Origin of the sequence: Bacillus sp. FJAT-52991 (assembly GCF_037201805.1) — a bacterium.
Lineage (GTDB): Bacteria > Bacillota > Bacilli > Bacillales > Domibacillaceae > Bacillus_CE > Bacillus_CE kandeliae.
Genome location: NZ_CP147404.1, coordinates 337,740 through 354,281, shown reverse-complemented (window position 1 = coordinate 354,281; position 16,542 = coordinate 337,740). Strand labels below are relative to the sequence as shown.

At 37.8% G+C, this 16,542-nt stretch carries 15 protein-coding genes and 1 pseudogene; 3 read left to right on the top strand and 13 right to left on the bottom strand.

From position 1 onward, the window contains the following. Positions 1–14 precede the first annotated feature (14 nt). Complete coding sequence (locus WDJ61_RS02015; RefSeq protein WP_338752791.1) at positions 15–557, bottom strand: XRE family transcriptional regulator; 543 nt, start codon at positions 555–557, stop codon at positions 15–17. A 222-nt stretch (positions 558–779) separates the two neighbouring features. Between WDJ61_RS02015 and WDJ61_RS02010 the strand changes: the two genes are divergently transcribed. The 3 genes from WDJ61_RS02010 to WDJ61_RS02000 all read left to right on the top strand — a co-directional run bounded on the left by WDJ61_RS02010 (position 780) and on the right by WDJ61_RS02000 (position 2,106). After that, positions 780–1,361, top strand: a complete 582-nt coding sequence (locus tag WDJ61_RS02010; RefSeq protein WP_338752789.1) for a TetR family transcriptional regulator — start codon at positions 780–782, stop codon at positions 1,359–1,361. Between the two features lie 95 nt (positions 1,362–1,456). Continuing rightward, a complete protein-coding gene (locus WDJ61_RS02005; RefSeq protein WP_338752788.1) occupies positions 1,457–1,795 on the top strand; it encodes a multidrug efflux SMR transporter in 339 nt (112 codons plus the stop codon). Further along, complete coding sequence (locus WDJ61_RS02000; protein WP_338752787.1) at positions 1,792–2,106, top strand: multidrug efflux SMR transporter; 315 nt, start codon at positions 1,792–1,794, stop codon at positions 2,104–2,106. Before WDJ61_RS02005 ends, WDJ61_RS02000 begins: the two co-directional genes overlap by 4 nt. A 58-nt stretch (positions 2,107–2,164) precedes the next feature. Here WDJ61_RS02000 and WDJ61_RS01995 read toward each other — a convergent pair whose 3' ends face one another. From WDJ61_RS01995 to WDJ61_RS01940, 12 genes and pseudogenes are all read right to left on the bottom strand, one after another. After that, the gene (locus WDJ61_RS01995) at positions 2,165–3,526 is read right to left on the bottom strand and encodes a putrescine aminotransferase (protein WP_338752786.1); all 1,362 of its coding nucleotides are present in this window, start codon (positions 3,524–3,526) and stop codon (positions 2,165–2,167) included. A gap of 30 nt (positions 3,527–3,556) precedes the next feature. Continuing rightward, on the bottom strand, positions 3,557–5,071 hold the full coding sequence (locus WDJ61_RS01990) for an aldehyde dehydrogenase family protein (protein ID WP_338752785.1): 1,515 nt from the start codon (positions 5,069–5,071) through the stop codon (positions 3,557–3,559). A gap of 633 nt (positions 5,072–5,704) precedes the next feature. Beyond that, positions 5,705–7,777, bottom strand: coding sequence for a sigma 54-interacting transcriptional regulator (locus tag WDJ61_RS01985; protein ID WP_413789077.1), 2,073 nt, complete (start codon positions 7,775–7,777; stop codon positions 5,705–5,707). Between the two features lie 183 nt (positions 7,778–7,960). Beyond that, positions 7,961–8,209, bottom strand: a complete 249-nt coding sequence (locus WDJ61_RS01980) for a hypothetical protein (protein WP_338752783.1) — start codon at positions 8,207–8,209, stop codon at positions 7,961–7,963. A gap of 6 nt (positions 8,210–8,215) precedes the next feature. Continuing rightward, positions 8,216–8,365: a hypothetical protein gene (locus tag WDJ61_RS01975; protein WP_338752782.1), complete on the bottom strand. Its 150-nt coding sequence runs from the start codon at positions 8,363–8,365 to the stop codon at positions 8,216–8,218. A gap of 34 nt (positions 8,366–8,399) precedes the next feature. Beyond that, positions 8,400–9,692 (bottom strand): Glu/Leu/Phe/Val family dehydrogenase, encoded by a 1,293-nt coding sequence (locus WDJ61_RS01970; protein WP_413789043.1) that lies wholly within the window; start codon positions 9,690–9,692, stop codon positions 8,400–8,402. Between the two features lie 276 nt (positions 9,693–9,968). Further along, positions 9,969–10,981, bottom strand: a pseudogene (locus tag WDJ61_RS01965) (APC family permease). A gap of 390 nt (positions 10,982–11,371) precedes the next feature. Continuing rightward, positions 11,372–12,313: a glutarate dioxygenase GlaH gene (glaH, locus tag WDJ61_RS01960; RefSeq protein WP_338752781.1), complete on the bottom strand. Its 942-nt coding sequence runs from the start codon at positions 12,311–12,313 to the stop codon at positions 11,372–11,374. A 300-nt stretch (positions 12,314–12,613) separates the two neighbouring features. Continuing rightward, on the bottom strand, positions 12,614–12,940 hold the full coding sequence (locus WDJ61_RS01955; protein WP_413789042.1) for a DUF3870 domain-containing protein: 327 nt from the start codon (positions 12,938–12,940) through the stop codon (positions 12,614–12,616). A 17-nt stretch (positions 12,941–12,957) separates the two neighbouring features. After that, positions 12,958–14,175, bottom strand: coding sequence for an L-2-hydroxyglutarate oxidase (gene lhgO / locus WDJ61_RS01950; RefSeq protein WP_338752780.1), 1,218 nt, complete (start codon positions 14,173–14,175; stop codon positions 12,958–12,960). Positions 14,176–14,198: 23 nt separating this feature from the next. Further along, entirely contained in the window at positions 14,199–14,891 is a 693-nt protein-coding gene (locus WDJ61_RS01945; RefSeq protein ID WP_338752779.1) for a GntR family transcriptional regulator, read from the bottom strand. A gap of 410 nt (positions 14,892–15,301) precedes the next feature. After that, positions 15,302–16,300, bottom strand: coding sequence for a DUF4003 family protein (locus tag WDJ61_RS01940; RefSeq protein ID WP_338752778.1), 999 nt, complete (start codon positions 16,298–16,300; stop codon positions 15,302–15,304). Between the last annotated feature and the right edge of the window lie 242 nt (positions 16,301–16,542).

Genomic DNA, 16,542 nt, shown 5'->3' with positions numbered 1-16,542 from the left:
TACCTCCCTATTGTTTACAAGTAAGATTCTGTTACCGTTAAAATTAACTCCGATGGCCCATCGGAATCATTAATAATTTGATGCGTCTCAGAAGCATGGAAATAAATCGCTTCGCCTGCTTTTGCAAAATAAGTTCTCTTTCCTAATTGGATAACAACACTTCCTTTGAGCACATAACCAAATGTTTCTGCTAAAGACGGCTCAAACTCCTTAAATGCCCCACCTTTTTGCAATACTAATTTCACAGGCTCCATTTCTTTCTCATTCGATTCAGGTACTAGCCACTGAATGTTGTATCCCTTTTCTTCATCATAATAGTCTGTTTGATCCTCTTCGTTATACACCACTTTTTGTTCTCTCGCTTGCTCATCAAAAAACTCCTTCGGTGAACAGCCAAGTACTTCAAGAATATGAAAGAATGTTTCAATGGACGGAGAGCTTAAATCCCGCTCAAGCTGAGAAATATACCCTTTGCTTAAATCCGTCCGTTCCCCAAGCTCCTCTTGCGTTAACCCCTTCTTTAAGCGTAAATTTTTTATTTTTTTCCCAATATCCATTTCATGACCTCTTGCTTTGTTTATAATTAGTAAACTTCTAGTTAATAAAGTTTACTATTTAATTACTAAATGTTTACCCACAGCATCTTATTATAATGATTTTATAGGTCGCTGCAACCATTTTTTTATATTTTTTATGTAAAATTTGACTAACTTGCGAACAAAAGTATTCTGTGATAAAATGAATGACAGTCAGTCAGAAAAGAAGGGAGGAAAATGAGGATGACAGAAGTGAAAGATGGTAAATACAATAAAATCCTTCAGGCTGCTATTAGTACCATTTCTCAAAAAGGACTTGATAAAACTTCAATTTCCGATATCGTAAAAATGGCGGGCGTAGCCCAAGGTACATTCTATTTATATTTTCCGTCCAAAAAAGCATTAATACCTGCCATTGCAGAAAATCTATTAACGGTGACTTTGCATGAAATTAAAACAGGAACGGAAAACATACAAAACTTTTGGGAAATTATCCGCATTATGATCGATGAAACCTTTAAGCTAACAAAGACACATAAAGAGGTGATCGTTCTTTGTTACTCTGGCTTAGCTATCGATCATTCAATGGAAAAATGGGAAACGATTTATCAGCCTTATTATTACTGGCTTGAAACGATTTTAGAAAAAGCAATAACAAATCAGGAGATCGTTAGAGGAATCAATGTGAACTGGACAGCCAAAATGATTATTGGTCTAATGGAAAGTGGTGCTGAAAGGTTTTATTTCTCTGAAGATGAAAGCAAATTAGAGGCTTTTAAAGAGGAAACCTTCTCTTTCTTAAAACGTTCGTTAGCTAGTCGTTAAAAAACTTAGTGAAAGAGCAGCAAATAGGGCAGCTCTATCTCTTTTGTAACAAATATGAATGACAGTCATTCATTAAAGAATTAGGAGTGTTAACATTGAATTGGTTAATTGTTTTTGCTGCAGGTATTTTGGAAGTTGTTTGGGCTTCAGGTCTCAAGTATGCAGATTCTACACTGGATTGGATCATTGTGGGTACGCTCATTGCCATTAGCTTTATTATGCTGATCTATTCATACAAAACGCTTCCACTCGCAGCAGCCTACACCGTTTTCGTTGGAATCGGAACGGTCGGCACGTATTTTGTGGGTATTTACTTAGGAGAACCCTTCTCCATCACACAACTAATCTTTTTATCGCTGCTACTACTAGGAGTGATTGGAATGAAAATGGGTACTGGACCAAAAGAAGAACAAACAGGAGGAGAATCCGTATGAGTTGGGGCTTTTTAATATTATCCGGAATCGAAGAAGTCATTGCGACCGTTGCTATGAAATACGTGGATGGTACAAAGAAAAAATGGCCGATTGTTGTGATGGTTGTTGGATTTTTCTTCTCGTTCTACTGCCTATCCAAAGCCATGACCGAACTACCAGCAGGCGTCGCCTATGCCGTGTGGACGGCAGTCGGCACCACCGGAATCACCCTCGTCAGTCTGTTTTGGTTTAAAGAAAAATTAAACAAAATCCAAGTATTTTCATTAATCTTTATTTTAATAGGAGTCGCTGGGTTACGATTTACAGCTTAATCGTTAGAACCCCCTTATAAAAGCTAATTTTGCTTTTATAAGGGGGTTTTGTTTATGCTTACATTGTTGCCAGTACTTCTTTAAATGATTGAATCACTGTGTCTACTTCTTCATAGCTAATTGTCAATGGTGGCTCGATACGGATTGTTTTCGAGTTAACTAGTGTTCCAGCAACGAGGATGCCTTTATCAAACATGCCTTTTGATACTTCGTAGCCGATTTCGTCTTGGTGGAACTCAATTCCGATCATTAAGCCTTGGCCGCGGATTTCAAGGACTTTGTCTTCGTGACCTTGTGCAGCTTCTTTTAAGCCTTTTAAGAAATATTCCCCAACTTCAGCCGCTCTTTCTGGAAGGTTTTCTTCAAGCAATACACCAATTGTCGCAATTGCTGCCGCACAAGCTAGCGGGTTTCCGCCGAAAGTCGTTGTGTGCATGAACGGATTGTCGAATAGGTTTTGGAATACTTTTTCGTTAGCTACAACGGCACCAGCTGGCATTACCCCGCCACCGAATGCTTTTGCTAAACAAAGGATATCCGGCTCTACCTCGAATAGATCAGCTGCGAACATTTTTCCTGTACGTCCCATTCCTGTTTGTACTTCATCAAAAATGAGGACAGCGCCATACTCATCACAAAGTGCTCTTACTTCTTTCAAGTAGTTAGCTGGTGGAATGATGATTCCACCTTCCCCTTGAATTGGCTCTAAAATAACTCCCGCTACATCTTCACCAACAAATGCACAAGATTCAAATGTTTTTCTCATCATATCGATATCGCCAAATGGTACATGACGGAAGCCTGGGATCAATGGCAGAAACGGCTTACGGAATACACCTTTAGCTGTACCAGATAAAGAACCTAAGCTTTTACCATGGAAAGCTTTAGTTGTTGCAATAAATGTTGTGCGATCGCTAGACATTTTTGCAATCTTCAAAGCAGCTTCCACACTCTCAGTTCCACTGTTTGTAAAGAACGCATATTTTAAATCGCCTGGTGTAATGTCAGCTAAAATTTTTGCTAACATTGCACGCAGTGGATCTAATAAGTCTTGGCTATGAAGAGCTTGACGATTTAACTGATCTGTTACCGCTTTTACGACTTTAGGATTACGGTGTCCAACGTTGTAAATACCGAATCCGCCTAAACAGTCAATATATGTTTTTCCATTAATATCTTTAAAGCAAGATCCGCCATCAGACCATTCAACTGCAGCGAATTGACCGCCTTCAGTAACGGTTTTACGATAAGCTAGGAAGCCTGGATTTACGTGATCACGGAAACCATCGACCGTTTCTTTTATTACCCATTGTGCTTCCTCTTGTGTAACTTCTTCTTTTTCAATCATTGATAAAACTTTATTAATATACTCAGAGACTTGTTGCTCGTTATTTACAGTATTTTTCAGTTCAGTTGTCATTGATTGTCCACTCCTATTTTTTAAAAGATATTAGTTTTTAAACCAGCCTGTTTCTTCTACTTGCATATTGATATTGATTTGTTTGATTTCTTGAAATTCTTCTAAACCGAACGTTCCTAAGCTTCGACCTACACCACTTTGTTTATAGCCACCCCATGGCGCTTCGTTATATGTTGGGTGATAAGAGTTGATCCATGTGATCCCTGCGCGAAGCTTTTTAATCACACGCATTGCTTTCGCTCCATCGATTGTAAAGACCGCTCCAGCTAAACCGTAATCTGTACCATTCGCTAAACGGATCGCCTCTTCTTCATTGCTGAATTTTTGGATCGCTACTACCGGGCCAAAAATTTCTTCTTGAACGATTCTCATATCTTGTGTTGTATCTGCGAAAACAGTTGGAGCCACAAAATAGCCATTTTCAAGTCCATTTTCAGTTAAGCGCTCTCCACCGCAAACTAAGCGAGCTCCTTCTTCTTTTCCAATCTCGATATAACCCAATACTTTTTCCATATGTTGTTTACTCACTAATGGACCCATTTCTGTTTCTTCATCTAGACCTGATCCTACCTGAATTTGCTTCGCGCGTTCAACAAAACGTTCAACAAACTTATCATAAATGCTTTCTTCAACTAAAATTCTAGAACCAGCTGAACACACTTGACCGGCGCCACAATAAATACCAAATAATGCATAGTCAACGGCTACTTCAAAGTCAGCATCAGCAAAGATGATATTCGGTGATTTACCGCCAAGCTCTAGTGAAATTTTCTTCATTGTATCTGCTGCCGTTTTCATAATGTGCTTACCAGTTTTTGTTCCGCCAGTAAACGACACCATGTCAACGTCTTTATGAGCAGCAATTTCATTACCTACGACAGGTCCTGCTCCATGAACCATATTAATAACACCTTTTGGTACTCCTGCTTCTTCGATAATTTCTATTAATTTTGTTGGTGTTACTGGCGTTACTTCAGATGGTTTAAAGACAACCGTGTTACCTGCTGCTAGAGCCGGAGCAATTTTCCATACACTCATTAAAAGAGGGAAGTTCCAAGGAACGATTAATCCACAAACACCAACAGGCTCTCTAACAACCATTGCTTGCATTGGATCTGCTACATGGTATGTTTGACCGTCAGGCTGTGTAATCATACCTGCATAATATCTAAAGCAAGCTGCCGCATCGCCCATGTCAAATCCAGCTTCGCGTAAAGGCTTTCCGTTATTCATCGTTTCAAGCTGAGCAAGCTCTTCCGCTTTTTCATCAATTTTATCTGCAATTTTATATAAATAAGCTGCACGCTCTACAGTTGGAAGGTCTGACCAGACACCGCTTTCAAAAGTTGCCTTAGCAACAGCGATTGCTTGTCTAGCATCTTCTACTGTTCCTTCTGCTGCGTGAGCAATTACTTCACCAGTCGCTGGATTGATGACTTCACGTGTTTTGTTATCGCTTCCATCTTTCCACTCACCATTGATATGCATTTTCAAATCAAGAGTTTTTTCACCTTTAGTAGTTGCTTGCTTTTGTGTATCTAACATGTACCCATCTCCTTTGCTTATGTTCTTGTCTTATATAATGCAACTATCGTGCCAATTTTCTAAAATTAAGATTTTTCACAAAAAACGCCGTGACTATGGCTCTTGGTTCGCTTTTTATGAAAACTTTAACATCAAGAAGTATTTGCATACCTATTCATTTATGCATAATGTATGCTATTTTAAATAAAATGAAACTTCAATCAGTGGGGGTTTTCTTCATCCCTCGCTGATGAAAAGAGGAACAAAGGCTAAAGTCGCAACGTCCTGTTGCAACGCCTTTGTAACCTGCATCGTGCAGGCCCGAACGGATCGGGCGTTTACTTTAAAAAGCGGAGGGCGTTCGTTCAGAGGCGACAAGCACAAGACGAATCGCTGAAGAGACGTTCTTTGCCTCATCAGCGATTTGACTTGTGACCTCGAGCCTCTAACGCCCGCAGCTGGATTCGGGCTGTTGATCCCCGCCTACACGTCTACGCTTCTTCTGCCATGTTGAGGTGGGGGTCTTACAGCCCGTTAATGCGGGATAAAATCCGTTAGTTATCAAAATCGGCTGAAACAACCAAAAAGAGACTGGATCTCTCCAAGTCTCTTTGACTACCGTTTAAGTTTTTTCTATGTTACTAGCTTGCTATACTAATTCATATAGAGAGGGTTTTTTTTCTCCATAATTTTTTGATACTTTCGACTGACAGATGACTGACTCACACCTAGAGCTTTCGCTGCTTTCGTTGTTGTTTTATATTGTTTCATGGCTAGCGTAATTAATTGCTCTTCTACATCATCTAGCGCTTCCTGCAATGGAATCACTCTTGTAATGATCGGCTTCGATTTCTTAAAATCATAACCAAGCGACAAAAATTGGCTAACAAATTCAGCATCGATCGTCGATTCGTCAGAGGAAACAACAAGTCTTTCAATGATATTTTGTAATTCACGTACGTTACCCGGCCAAGAATAAAATTCTAATACATTGACGGCATCGGGCGTTAAATGAAAGTTTTTATCGTATTTATCATTCAATTGCTGGAGAAAATGAAAAGCTAATACCGAAATATCCTCCGTTCGCTCTCTTAATGGAGGAATATGGACCGGGATCACATTGAGCCGATAGAATAAATCCTCTCTAAAGGTTCCTTGCTCAACCATTTTTTCAAGTTTTTTATTCGTCGCCGCAATAATTTGAACGTCTACTTTTTCTGCAACTGTACTTCCGACAGGGATGACTTCTTGTTCTTGAAGCACCCTCAATAATTTCACTTGCAAATGCAACGGCATCTCACCGATCTCATCGAGAAACAATACTCCTTGATCCGCCATTTTAAAATAGCCATCTTTTCCTTCTTTATCCGCACCTGTGAAAGCTCCTTTCGAGTAGCCGAAAAGTTCACTTTCTAACAAATTCTCTGGAATAGCTCCACAATTTAATTTCAAAAATGGTTTATGTGACCTTCTGCCGAGCTGATGAATTGCCTGAGCAATGACTTCTTTTCCTGAACCCGATTCTCCGGTAATTAAGACGGTCGAGGAGAATTCAGCAATTTTCTTTACTTGCATCACGATCTTTTCCATTTTTGGACTGCGGTACATTAGCTTTTTCAGCGTACGATCTTGGTTTTTAAAACTATCTAACTCTTTTTTATACTGCTCAGAGATTTTCTTTATTTCCTTCAGTTCACTTTTTAATCTTGTTGTTTCAGTAATGTCCCTTGAGGCAACAATAATACGGTCGATTTCTCCCTTTTCATTAAAGACCGGATTTCCTACAGCGAGAACCTTTCTTCCATTTTTCGCCTCTTGGACAATCGATACTTTTTTCTTTCGTTCTAGCACTAGCCTTGTGACAGACGGACTAAATAATCCTTGTTCTTCTAACTGGGAAAGATTCTTCCCAAGTAGTTCTTGTAAATCAGTGCCCCAAAAATCAGGGATGATGTTTTCACTGTAACGAATGAGTTCTCCTTTATGATTCACTACTAATATTTCATCGTAAATCGTTGATAAAATAGCGTTTAAATCAGTATTTAAATTTTTAATATCTTCTATTTCCATCGCCATTTCTTCAATTTTAGGAATATCTTGAACGACGATCAACATCCCCTCTATCTCGTGATCTTGATTCAAGATGGGACAATAATCTAATAATACACCCATTTCGTCTGTCAATTGGACTTGGTTCAAAACCGTTTTTCCTGTCGCGAACACACTTTCAATATGCGCCGCATGAAAAATAGATTGAGCTGATTGATTCATTACTTTTTCAGAAGTGGACTTAATCATTTTCAATCCCGCATCATTACAGTTAATAATGTTCTTCTCCCGATCTACAACAAACATCCCCATTGGAATGGACGTCAACAAAGTTTGAATTAAATTCACACTTTGATCTTCTTGCTTGAACAATTCTGCTAATAGTTCCTCACGTTTTAAATACCCGATCGGTTCCCCTTGGTCATTAAGAATAATTGTCAGTAGCTCACCTATCACTTGAAAAATGACGGGTAAAGAAATCGTTTTATTTACCTGATATATTTTATCAATCGAAACAGACTCATTCATTAGCGTCTGAAATTTTATTCGACCTTTATGAGCTAAGCGATTACTTTTTAGATGAACATAACTAATTAATTTATTTTGCTCCGTGATAAACACATATGGTTCTTTTATTCCACTGACATCAATATCATCGTCGTTTGTCTGATCTTCCATAGCTATTGTGATGAGTGGCTTTACTTTCTCTTCATTGATGTTAAACACAAGCCTTCCTCCCTTCCCTTTTTTGCCTACTTATTATTTTAACAAAATTTTATCATAATATTAATTATTTAGAATATACAAATAATAATCAAAAAAGAAGATGGCTCTCCATCTTCTTTTTTTAAGGTATTTAATTTAATCACATGCACTAATAACAAGTTCTTCTTTTACAAAGGCGAGTACCATTCCAGGGATGACTTTGTCTCCTTTTTCAACTTCTAATGACTGAATTTCCCCGCTCACTCCCATTTTCAGAGAAAAAAGCTCCCCAGTTTCATCTTTAATTAAAAATAGTGGTTCCCATTCATAGATTCGTGCATCTTTGCTAATCAGAACCTCATGAATGATTCCTTCATAAGGACTTGTAATCATCTCCTCAAACATTAGTACTCATCTCCTTTTTTCAGCATTAATTATCCCAATCCCACCCAAGATCCCACACTTTGTTGTTGCTGGACTCTCTGCTTCGCCTTCAGCCTTCTTACCATATGATTTCCCAATCACAATTATTCCTTTTGCCTTCAAATCTTCAACTCTCAAAATGTGGATCTTCTCCTCATGTCATGCTCTTCTCTTAAAAGTTAATCCATCCTCGTAAACGAGAAGCTTCAGTCATCTTACTAATACCTTCCATATAGGCAGCTATTTTCATCGACACACCAAAACGCTCAGACGTTTGTTGAATATTTAAAAAGCTCGCATGTATTTTCTCTTTTAAACGCTCTTCCACGACTTCTTTTGTCCAGTAAAAACCTTGGTTATTTTGACACCATTCAAAATAGGAAACAATGACCCCGCCAGAGTTGGCTAATATATCTGGAACGACTGAAATGCCACGTTGATCAAGAATTTGAATCGCCTCTTTCGTCGTTGGACCATTCGCTGCTTCTACAATAAATTTACAATTGATCCGATCAGCATTTTCCTCTGTAATTACTCCACCAATCGCTGCTGGAATTAATACATCGCACTCTTTTTCTAGTAATTCTTCATTTGTAATAACGTTGTCGAATAAACCTGTCACGATTCCAAATGAATCGCGTCGTTCAAGTAAATAAGGAATATCCAGACCTTCAGGATCATAAATAGCACCTAAAGCATCCGCAATACCTACTACCTTCACGCCCATTTCATGTAAAAAGTGAGCTAAGTAGCCACCGACATTACCAAATCCTTGAACAATGACCTTCAACCCTTCAAGTGGCATATTTTTCAACTCACTCATAATTTCTAATGTATACAATACCCCTTTTGAAGTAGCCGTTTCTCTGCCTTCTGAACCACCTAGCACTAACGGTTTTCCTGTGATAAAACCAGGTGAGTCAAATTCTCTAATATGGTCATATTCATCTAGCATCCAAGCCATAATCTGTGAGTTCGTATACATATCTGGTGCCGGAATATCTTTCGTTGGACCAACTAGCTGACTAACTGCACGGACGTAACCACGACTTAAACGCTCTAGCTCATTCATGCTCATATTTCGCGGTTCACAAACAATCCCACCTTTAGCTCCTCCATACGGCAAACCATTCACTCCACATTTTAAGCTCATCCAACCTGCAAGTGCTTTAACTTCATCTGGATTCACCTCTGGATGGAAGCGGATACCTCCCTTTGTTGGTCCGCACGCATCATTATGCTGCGCTCTATAACCACGAAAGATTTGAGTTACTCCACTATCCATTTTCACTGGAATACTTACTTCCAAAAATCTCATAGGCTCTCTAAAAAACTCAAATACCTCATCTGAATACCCAAGAAGCTCAATCGCTTGCTTTAATATCGCTTGAAATTCTAATTGCGGGTTCTTCTCCTCCTTCAACTTCTGATCTTTCATCTTCGTAATCTGCGATTTTGTTTCCATAACTACACCTCGTTTTTTTTATTACTTAACAATAAGCAATTTCCGTGCCATCAAAAAATAGTCCGTTTTTACGGCTAACTATTGAAATAAAAGCCTTCCTTTCAAAGGTTTCTTGTTTGTTTTATGAAAAAAATCATAGCCTATTAATTTTTGCATAAGTCAAAATAATCTTTTGTAAGTCACGATTGGTTCACTATGCCACCAAGACCGGAAAAATCAAAAGGTCTACCTCTCGCAAACTATATAGAAGTTTGCAAGAGATAGACCTGTTATTGTTTATAATTCATACACTTCCTCCATATGCATTTGTGGAACTGGTGAACGGAACATATTGGTGATATACATTAAATAAAGCACACCCAAGATCGACCATATAATACCGAGGATTAATGAGTGGATATCTAAATTTACCCACAGCACCATAACAATACTCGCTCCAATGATTGGAAAAACCAAATTACTCACCACATCTTTAAACGTTTTATATTTCTTCTTTTTTACTACATAGTGAGCGATGACAGCTAAATTTACAAAGGTAAATGCAATTAACGCACCAAAGTTGATCAATGATGTCGCTGTTTCTAAACTTAGAAAAATAGCAATCAACGAAATAAATCCTACTAAAATGACGTTAAATGCAGGAGTTCTCCACTTCGGATGCACATATCCAAAAAACTTAGCAGGAATCACCTGATCGCGCCCCATAACGTATAGTAAACGAGAAACACTTGTATGAGAAGCTAAACCTGAAGCCAATGTTCCAGTTAATGTTCCGGCCAAGAAAAACGCTTGGAATAGTTGCCCACCAACGAACAAGGCAATCTCAGGTGAAGCAGACTCAGGATTCGAGAATCTTGACATATCCGGAAAATACATTTGTGTAAAGTAAGTAACGGACGTAAATAATACACCGCCAATCAATGCAGTTAAAAAGATCGCTTTTGGAATCGTTTTCACAGCATCCGGCGTTTCTTCCGCCAACGTAGTAACAGCATCAAATCCTAAGAAAGAGAAACAAAGAATAGTAGCACCTGCTACAAGAGACTCCATTTGCATATCACTACTCATAAATGGTACGAAAGAAAACACTTCACCATTTTCCCATAACTTGCAGCAGTAAATAACATTCCTAGTAAAGCGATAAGATAGGAAGCCGGTACATGTCCACCTGTTTTTTCTGAAACGATACCAAATGTATCAAACGCGACCATCGGTGTCATGTAGCCTACCCCTAACATAACAATTCCCCATAAACTTAAAGATCTCTTTAAACCAACAGAATCTTGCATCTATCATTCCTCCTTATTAACATCAATTCACTGACTCATGCTGTGCCCTATCCTCAATAAACATTTGGAAAAACAACAAAAAACGCTAAAAATCAAATATTTCCCTTTTGATAATCCTTGATCACTGTGACTGCAACCTTTAATTCATTAAATATTCTTACAATTATTGTGCCAACTTGACAAAAAACATAAAAAACGACAAACAAACCGCTAATTTAAAGGTTTGTTTGTCGAAAAAATATTTTTATAATTTTCTATATTTAACAGTGACTGATTCGTGTTTTTTATAAACCATCCATTGAAAATGCAAAATTGCATAAACTATTCCCATGAACATATGTGATTCATAAAAAAAGATGCAGACTAATGTCTACACCTTTTTTATCTTTATTAAATTTCAGCGAAACGTCCGCGTTGACGCATAAGCTCACGATTTAACTCAGTATTCACTTCAAACGCCGCACGGCCATGTAACCAGAATAAGTTGTTTAACATCACTAGATCGCCAACAGGTAATTTCAATTCAATTACGCTTGCATCATTTTCCATTGAATCAGAAAGCTCTTTCAAGTATTTCGCTTCTTCAATTGTGTCTGGATACACAAATTGATCAATGTAGCAAATGCAAGGTTTGTTGTTGTCATTGAAGAATGTTGCACGTTGCACTTCTTGGTCCACGTTTTTGCTGCTTGGTGCTCTATATGTGAATTTGTGAGTAGCTAGTGAATGAGTAGAGAATTTCTCTAATTCTTTCCAATCATCTAAATGTAGTAAACGAGACTCTCCGCCTACTGCATTTTCTTCTGTCATCTTCATCATCAATAACCAGTCAGTCGGCTCATCAACAAACGTTCCATCTGTGTGAAGAGTAAATAAACGATAAGCTTGACGAAGATAAGAATCACTTGAATCTGTATGTGCAACAGTAAATCTAGCATAGTATTTACCTGTCATTGAGTCGAAGTTCGGTGTACCTACAATATGCGTTAAAGCTGTTGCAAAAATCACATATTCTTCTTTATCAACAGTTTCCTCTTGTAAACCGATTGTGTAACCGCCTGTTTCACGATCATGAAGGATACCTCTTAACACATCTTGAAACTCTTTCCCTACTAATTGTAACAAGTAGTCTGCAACAATTCGTCTAGCATATGGTGTGTATTCTAAATGCTGAACAGTTACACCTTCTTGTTTTGCTTTTGCTAAAAAAGCTCTGACTACTGTACGATCCAATTCAATATGATAAAGGCGATCGCTTTGCGGATGAGATGTCACCTCATAATTAGGTGTTTTTGCAATAAATTTTTTAGCTTGTTTCTCCATAGTACTCATTAAAAATTCCTCCTAGGTTTTATCATTATTAGTTGGTCTCATACAAGAAAATAAAAAAGCCAGTTTACGCCCTTTTTTTGAAAAAGGTGAGTAAACTGGCTTATACTTACTTCATTGCTCCATGGAAGTGGAGTCACAGTAAATATTTCAGTTAATATTTTATTTTACATGCGAACGAAAGACCGGTTATATGATATTACCCACGTGATTGGAAAAGGCAATTTTCTCAAGGTGAGTATATATTTATTAACTGTAATCATTATATGCCAAAGTCATAAAATTGTCAATATTTTTTGATTATTATTTTACACTTTTTGAAACTTGTTGATAGTGTAAATGCAAATCATTTAAAGCAGCAGCTAAAGCATTGGCAGCTTTTCCTTTGTAATATAACTGAAGTTGCTTAAGCGGCTCGTCGATACCATCGTTTAAACTAACCCCTCTAAGCAATTGACCGATAAAGTTTCTGCCGTGTTCAGTCGCCAACGTACAGGAGGCTTCTAGAATAACGCCATATTTAATATCCACTTCGGCGGTAATTGTCAATGTATCAAACACACTTTTTGCTGCCATTCCTTGCGGCAATCTAGCATGTCCAGCAATAAACATTACTTTTGAATTCATCATTTGGATTGCCCTCTTTCTTAATAAGAAGTGATTGCTTCTTTTAAATGAGACTGTTCAGAGATTTGCTTCACAATTTCTTTCCCAATTTCAATCGAAGCCGTTGCCGCTGGCGATGGTGCGTTGCAAATATGAATGCTTCTTTCACCTGGAATGATATAGAAGTCATCTACCATGCTGCCATCACTTTTTAATGCTTGCGCACGTACACCTGCTGGCGCTGGAATTAAGTCCTCTGCTTGGATTTCAGGGATCAACTCTTGCAAACTAGCAACAAATTTTGCTTTACTGAACGAACGAAGCATTTCTTCCATTCCCTCACCCATAAATTTGCTTGCAAGCTTCCAGAAACCTGGGTAACCCATTACTTCTGAGAAATCTTTCACGTTAAAGTCTGTCTTTTTATATCCTTCTCGTTTAAAACCAAGAACCGCATTCGGCCCAGCATCTACCTCTCCGCCGATCATGCGAGTGAAATGCACACCAAGGAACGGGAATTTAGGGTTTGGTACAGGGTAAATTAAGTTCTTAACTAAATGTCTTTTTTCAGGTATTAATTTATAGTATTCGCCACGGAATGGAACAATTTTCACATCCGTTTTGTATCCAGTCATGTTTGTTACACGGTCGCTATGTAATCCGGCACAGTTAATAAGAAACTTGGTTTTAAATGTTCCTTTGTTCGTTTCAATTGTAATGCCATCTTGTAATTCAGAAATACTTTCAACCTTCGTTCCAAGACGGATCTCTCCACCATTTTCACGAATAATTTCACCAAATTTTTCACTTACTTGCTTGTAATTAACAATTCCTGCTGCCGCTACTTTAACGGCCGCCAAACCATTGACATGAGGCTCGATTTCCTTTAATTCTTCTTTGCTGATTTTTGTTACATCTAGTTCATTTTCAAGTCCGCGCTTATATAAATTATCAAGTAATGGTAGTTCTTCATTCTTTGTTGCAACGATTACTTTTCCACAAATATCATGTTCAATGTCATATTGCTCGCAAAACTCTTTCATGGATTGACTTCCTTGACGAGCAAAGCGCGCCTTATAGCTTCCAGGTTTATAATAAATTCCTGAGTGAATAACTCCACTGTTATGTCCTGTTTGATGCATAGCCAATTGCGTCTCTTTTTCTAACAATAGAACCTTTGCATTCGGATAACGATCATATAATGCCATTGCTGTGGAAAGACCCACAATTCCTCCGCCAACTATACCAAAGTCGTACATATTTACTTCCTCCTATTACTAAATTAATGGTTTGAATGATTCATTATATTTTCCTCGGATGGCTTTAAATGTTCCATATAAGAGATTAAGTTATTCTTTGTCCTCAATATGTGATATTCAATCGCCGCCCGCAATTCAGCTGGATCATTTCTTTCTACTGCTTCATAAATAAATCGGTGCTCTCTTTGGGTTTCTCCATAGTAATCCACTAGCAAACTGGGAGCAATCGGAGAAATCCCTAAGTTCTCTACTGTTTTTAACACTCTAGTCCATGGACATCCTTTTCGTAAAAGCTTATGAAAACTTTCATTTAACGAAATGTAATAATCATTCGTTTCATCCGTTAACGTTAAAGATTCCATTTTCTCTAGAATGTCAGCCAATTCCTGTTTGTCCTTATTTGTTAAAAAAGGCAGTGATTTTTCAACGGCTAACCCTTCTAAAGATGAGCGCAAATAATAAATTTCTTCTATATCCTCTTTCGTAATTGGTGTGACAATCGTTCCTTTGTGCGGAACAATTTTCACCAATCCCTCCGATTGAAGTTGTCTTAATGCTTCTCTAATCGGCATGCGACTCACATTTAAAATGTTGGCCCAATCTTCTTGGATTAATCTTTCTCCCGCCTTGAATGTGCCGTTCAAAATCGCCTGTCTTAAATTTTTCGTTACATAATTAACTACAGTTGTCTTATCTTTAGACGGCTGAAAATTCATGATCGTACACCTCAATTAGGAAAAATCAACTCATCCAAATGGTTTTGATTGGATATTGGATACAAAAACTTTATCACATAAAATACTGAATTGCAAGATTATTATAATATAATCCCTCAATTCAGTATTATCAAGCGATAAATCTATTCCTCCCTACAAATTCCGCATCCAATCTATTTTTTGATTGGATACAATTTTATTTAGACTTTGTTAAACAATGATGTTGATTTCGATTATTTTTGACTCATTTGAAAGGAACGAAAAAGCCAGTGATATCCATTCCTGCTAAGGAAAATATCACTGGCTTGATCTGTGTACTGGTCTCTTGCTCTTAAAGAGGAAGTGACTTTCTACGCTCAATATAATTGAATAGTTGAATCGTATACTATTTTAATTTTTCTGCTAATTAATTATTGTGAAGAATTAGCCGTGGAGGCAGAAATCGTTGCCGCTGAAATCACTGCGAACATCGCTGCTTGCTGCGCTTGTAAGATAGCTTCAATAGAGACGGCTAAACCAGCAGTCATTACACTGCTATCTTTCATTTTTTCTTTAATCACTAATTGAACAGCAATGAGCAGGCTCATATCCTGATACCATTTAAATCGTTTTTCCTCTTTAAAGACATGATATAAACTCATCACTTCATCGATCAGCTGATCTGGCGTAGCTAAAAGTGCCAGCATACCTACTACCGAATAATGAGTTCCCTTCACCTTCACTCCTCGACTTCGCAAACTTTCAAACCAATGAATAGCTCGTTCCGCGAGAGCTTGCCGATTATTAAAAGAACCTTGAGCTAAAATATGAGTCAAAAATTGCAAATCATTTCCTACACGAAAAGGACCTTCACTTAATGCTCCATAGTAATATTCAATTTCATTTATTAAACCATGATGATTTTCCTCACATTTTGCCAATAGGATGGCCAATGGATAATCTTCATAAGAGGTTAAAAAGAAATGTTCTTTCCTCATTTGTTTATATATCGCCATGGCACGAGAAGTACATTTAGGTAAGTCTTGCTTACGATCACCTGGAGGAAGCACAGCAACCGCTGCTGCAATATAAGTATAACTCGATTTACGAAAACCCTTGTCTAGCAGTAAGCGGTAACATTTTTGGACATCTTCAAAACCTTGATATGAGTCTTCAAAGTTGGTTAGTAGCATCGCTGCAAATGAATAGTTAAAGCTCGTCCGCAGCGGCGACGTCCATTTTTCTTGTTTCTTTATATAATTTGATAGCTGCAAGTAGCTTTGCGGATCGAAACGCAGTCCGCTTGAATGATATTGACAAATGATAGATAACAATTGTCGTTTATCCACTCCCCAGCTCACTGCCTTGACCAGCTTTTCATAATCAGAAACAAATCTAGTTGCTATTTGTACATGCTCTTCTTGATCCATTCTTTATCATCCTTCCGCTCAGCTTTTATCTATTCATACGGAAAAATAATGAAAAGGTTTCAAAATTTCTTCTTATACATGTTGAAAACTCAAACTTGCTGTCGATATAATGAGCCATTCCTTGTCGTTATTTCCCGGAAAATAAAAAAAGAACGGCCGAAACCGTTCTTTGTTACTTTGCCTTTATTAAACTTCGTGCAAAATCGCTACTTTGCAAATGAGTCAAAAATCAACAAGATACG

What these genes read in the sequence shown, in the direction of transcription:
- WDJ61_RS02015 (WP_338752791.1), bottom strand. Translation starts at nt 557, where the DNA reads ATGGATATTGGGAAAAAAATAAAAAATTTACGCTTAAAGAAGGGGTTA.
- WDJ61_RS02010 (WP_338752789.1), top strand. Translation starts at nt 780, where the DNA reads ATGACAGAAGTGAAAGATGGTAAATACAATAAAATCCTTCAGGCTGCT.
- WDJ61_RS02000 (WP_338752787.1), top strand. Translation starts at nt 1,792, where the DNA reads ATGAGTTGGGGCTTTTTAATATTATCCGGAATCGAAGAAGTCATTGCG.
- WDJ61_RS01995 (WP_338752786.1), bottom strand. Translation starts at nt 3,526, where the DNA reads ATGACAACTGAACTGAAAAATACTGTAAATAACGAGCAACAAGTCTCT.
- WDJ61_RS01990 (WP_338752785.1), bottom strand. Translation starts at nt 5,071, where the DNA reads ATGTTAGATACACAAAAGCAAGCAACTACTAAAGGTGAAAAAACTCTT.
- WDJ61_RS01985 (WP_413789077.1), bottom strand. Translation starts at nt 7,777, where the DNA reads ATGGAAGATCAGACAAACGACGATGATATTGATGTCAGTGGAATAAAA.
- WDJ61_RS01980 (WP_338752783.1), bottom strand. Translation starts at nt 8,209, where the DNA reads ATGTTTGAGGAGATGATTACAAGTCCTTATGAAGGAATCATTCATGAG.
- WDJ61_RS01970 (WP_413789043.1), bottom strand. Translation starts at nt 9,692, where the DNA reads ATGGAAACAAAATCGCAGATTACGAAGATGAAAGATCAGAAGTTGAAG.
- glaH (WP_338752781.1), bottom strand. Translation starts at nt 12,313, where the DNA reads ATGAGTACTATGGAGAAACAAGCTAAAAAATTTATTGCAAAAACACCT.
- WDJ61_RS01955 (WP_413789042.1), bottom strand. Translation starts at nt 12,940, where the DNA reads ATGATGAATTCAAAAGTAATGTTTATTGCTGGACATGCTAGATTGCCG.
- lhgO (WP_338752780.1), bottom strand. Translation starts at nt 14,175, where the DNA reads ATGTACGACTTTGGTATAGTTGGCGGAGGAATTGTGGGTCTTTCCACA.
- WDJ61_RS01945 (WP_338752779.1), bottom strand. Translation starts at nt 14,891, where the DNA reads ATGAATTTTCAGCCGTCTAAAGATAAGACAACTGTAGTTAATTATGTA.
- WDJ61_RS01940 (WP_338752778.1), bottom strand. Translation starts at nt 16,300, where the DNA reads ATGGATCAAGAAGAGCATGTACAAATAGCAACTAGATTTGTTTCTGAT.